General features: G+C 45.9%; 4 protein-coding genes. All 4 read right to left on the bottom strand.

All coding sequences use genetic code 11. From position 1 onward, the window contains the following. Nucleotides 1-248 precede the first annotated feature (248 nt). On the bottom strand, nucleotides 249-506 hold the full coding sequence (locus KZ793_RS22200; RefSeq protein WP_225817248.1) for a MafI family immunity protein: 258 nt from the start codon (nucleotides 504-506) through the stop codon (nucleotides 249-251). Nucleotides 507-522: 16 nt separating this feature from the next. After that, a complete protein-coding gene (locus KZ793_RS22765; protein ID WP_317987494.1) occupies nucleotides 523-1314 on the bottom strand; it encodes an EndoU domain-containing protein in 792 nt (263 codons plus the stop codon). A gap of 89 nt (nucleotides 1315-1403) precedes the next feature. Beyond that, complete coding sequence (locus KZ793_RS22190) at nucleotides 1404-1658, bottom strand: hypothetical protein (RefSeq protein WP_225817247.1); 255 nt, start codon at nucleotides 1656-1658, stop codon at nucleotides 1404-1406. Further along, nucleotides 1645-3685, bottom strand: a 2041-nt coding sequence (locus tag KZ793_RS22185; protein ID WP_225817246.1) for a DUF637 domain-containing protein, incomplete at its 5' end; no start/stop codon positions are given. The genes KZ793_RS22185 and KZ793_RS22190, both read right to left, overlap by 14 nt.

Genomic DNA, 3685 nt, shown 5'->3' with positions numbered 1-3685 from the left:
GATAGACAAGCTCTGCGCTGTTCGCGGCACTATAAGCGCCTTCCGGGGTATGGCTAATAGTGCCCAGACCTCAATTCACCATTAAAAGGTTCTGACTGGAACAGCTCGGTTCTTATGCTGGCAGACCAGTTGTCATAGAAATAGAAGAATATAACCCCGATTGGATGAACTGCACCTTAATCAGTTAGTGTCTAACTTTTAGAGTGCAGTTCATTTAAGCTGATATCTATCCTAATTGGACCTTTTTACTATATATTCTTGTTTGGCTTTATATACAGATATCTATGATCTATAGGTAAATCAAATTGTTTTGCTATATCTATTATTTGATCATATTCATCATCAGTGATTTTTATATCAAAGTCTCCAATATGATCGCATAGTGTTTCAAAAGCCAAAACATTTTCCGAAAAATCAATGTATTCCAATGCTGAATTGACTAATGACGGATCTAGTCGATCTTTTAGTAACTCACCAAATTTTCTAATTTTATCGTTAATAATCATTCTAAATTTACTCTCCTTATTTCTTAATAGGCTTATAATTAGGCATTGGTGTTCTATCAGGAAAAGCTGTTATCACTTTTCCTGTTGCTGGTTCATATACCGTACGAATACGAACACCATCTTTTACTTCGTATGACACCCAACGAGCCGGTTTTCCAGAACTAGTGTATATTCCTCCATTCCCTGTTTGGGCATACCATTTAGTATTCGGAGATGTTGCAATATCACCAATATCATTGATGATTTTTGCTGGCGACCAGTTATTTGGGAAAGCTGTTTTTCCTGGTTGTCCCGGATAAATATGCCCGCCACTTCCGGGTTTTTCTCCATATAAAATATGTTGTTTAACTTCTGGAGATAAAATATCGACATATTCTTGCTTAGGAGGTGTTTTGTCATAAGGAACATTATTTTCGTTGTATTTACCATTTGAATGTTCAACGTTGGTAATCGTTTCGTTTGGTTTTTGACTAAACTCTCCTTCACCAGATTTCCATTTAGGCGTTTTATCCCCCTTCGCCCCCTTTCCAACATACAACTTCTCATTTTCAATCAAACTAGCTACGACATGAGTATCAGGTTTAGCATTACTTAACAGCGGTTTTGAGGCATGACGCAACTCTTCTGCTAAATTCTTCGTACCTTCTTTGGTGTTACCTAATACTTTTACGGCTCCCGCCGCCAAAACACCAGTCCCAACCGCCGCTTCCGGCGCAACCGCATCAGCAACAAAAATCCCCACGTTATTCAGGCACAGCGCCGGATTGGCTTTACAGCCTTCAAGCGCAATACGCCCTGCCGTTGCCATTTCAGCCGAGCCCGCAATCAATATATGACCGCCATAAACCAGCGCATAACCGCCTGCTACCTGCGGTTACGGCATAAGCTAGGTTTTCGTTAAATTAAACCAAGAGATTCTGGTAATCCTTTAACATACTCATACGTGTCACCGGTATAATTCTCTGATAAATCGTAGAAAATCATAACTACCTCTTGTTTCTCATCATCATTAAGTAACTGAAGTTCCGCTGCCATCTGTTCCATTGTTTCTACTGCTGAATCCGGATTAAGCAGTTCTTCACTTGTAAACTCCAAAAATATGGCAAGATCAATAATTACCTTTACAAGCCTAATATTGCTATTCTTTAACAACTTTCACCTCTATGTTTTTGATTCCAAGTTCATCGAACATCTTTTGTGCTCTATTCGCCTGAGTTTGATCTGGTACTTCCCAACGTCCTGTCATACCATTGCGCTTTAACGCATCTGATTGTCGTAATGCCTGATCTTTAGCTTTTTGGGTTGTCACAACGGATATTTTTCTATCTATCATGACATTATCATCTACACCATCAAACCTAACAGGCTTGTTTTTTCCATCAGCGTCTATTCTATCAATACTGGGAGCCTGTCCTTTTTTAGTTTCAATATTTGAACGAGCACCTGACGCAGAATCATTATAGCCTTTAGCCCGTTGACTCATGCTTGCGTTTTCATCAACCCACTTAACTTTTATTTCATCACTGGCCTTATTGATCAGTTTAGAAGCTTCTCCAACGTCACCTTTCTGTAAGGCTTTCTCTACCGCCTTGATAGTTTTCCCGGCGGCATCACCCGCTCCCGGAATAATCGCTACTGCGGCTGCCAGATAATCTAACGCACTCTGCGCTTCAACAAAGCCTTTGATATCACCCATGACCGGTATGAAGTCAGTACCAAGACTGACAACGTCTCCGGCTTGTTTACACGCCTCCGGTGACTGCTGACAAAAGGCTTGCTTTTTCTCCTCGTAGGCTTTGATTGCGCCTGACTTTTCTTTCTCTGCGGCGGACAGAAGATGGGCCAGAGAATTATACACAATCACTATTTCCCCGGCATTGGCACCGCTGTTAGTCCCCTCTGCGCTATGGGTTGCAATCGCCCCCGCAACGCCGCCGATGATTTTACCTCCGGCCTGAATTGCCATCGGGTCGCTAAAGGTTTGATCCAGCGTTATGGCCGCCAGTTCTGCGGCTAATGCCCCCACCGCTGCCCCTTTGGCATCACCGCCGCCAATCTCAGCAGCCAGGGCAGATATCGCAGCATGGCTAATCGCTTTACCCGGGACACCCAGAATCTGTCCCTTATCACCAATCAGCCTGGCGCCTTCCGCGTTAATCTGATTACCCACATTGCTCAGTAGCGCCGCTTGCAGATTATCCGTAAAACTGCCCCCGTTAATCGCCGTCCCGATGGTTGAGCTTACGATGGATTGCGCCGCAACACGCTGGGCCACCTGACTCCAATTCTGATTACTCAATAAGGGAAGCGGCGCTTTTAGCGGATCGACAACGCCTTTTCCCTCCACTAATTTTCCCCAACCCATCGTGTGGTCTAAGCCCCCTAATGCGCCACCCACCGCTATTTGGGTCACGAGGGATTTGACGGCTTCGCGCTTCGCTAAGGCAGCCAGTGTTTTGGTGAGATCCCCTTTATTTTCAACTAACGCCACCGCCGCCTGCGAGGTCAGCCCTATCATACCGCCATAAGCCGCCCCATAAACCGCGCTCGCCGTGGCGCCTGTCGCGCCTGTCGCCCCCACAGCGCCGCTTCCCGCCCAGGCAGCCAGGCCCGAACCCGCCGTGACCGCAGCGACAGCAATCGCCATCACCGCCCCCGCAACCGGGTTTAAGCTTTCGCTTTTTTTGTCCCAACTGCGGTAAGCGTCCTTAACCCGATGCCACTGGACATCTTTGCGGTCTTGAAGGTTTTTTAACCACTTTGTGCCGGGAGTGTTACCGAGTCCCGCTAATACGTCTTCCAGTAACTGCCCCTCTTTCACTTTCACATCCGCACTGATGCCTTTCGCCGCCTCCACCGTCAGCGTACCGCCGACATGCACTGACGGAATGACCCAGGTCTCCTCACGGTGACCTTTATCGTGCTGCGTAATAAAAAAGCCTTTTGATGTGGTGAGGGTCTGCTCAACATCAATATTGGGCATCGCCTTGAAGTTCACCTTCCCGGTCTGGCTGGTGATTTTCGCGTTTTTATCGGTTTCTATCCGACTCGCTTCTAATGTCACTTCATCTTTTGCCCTCAGGTTAATATCACCCCCGGCAGTAAATTCTGTGACTTTGTTGGTATGCTTGATGTGTATTTTATGCTCTGTCTTAGAACCAAATACTTGGCACGATTTT

This window comes from Photorhabdus antumapuensis, from assembly GCF_020387775.1.
Taxonomy (GTDB): Bacteria; Pseudomonadota; Gammaproteobacteria; order Enterobacterales; family Enterobacteriaceae; genus Photorhabdus; species Photorhabdus antumapuensis.
This window is presented reverse-complemented; position numbering and strand designations above follow the sequence as displayed.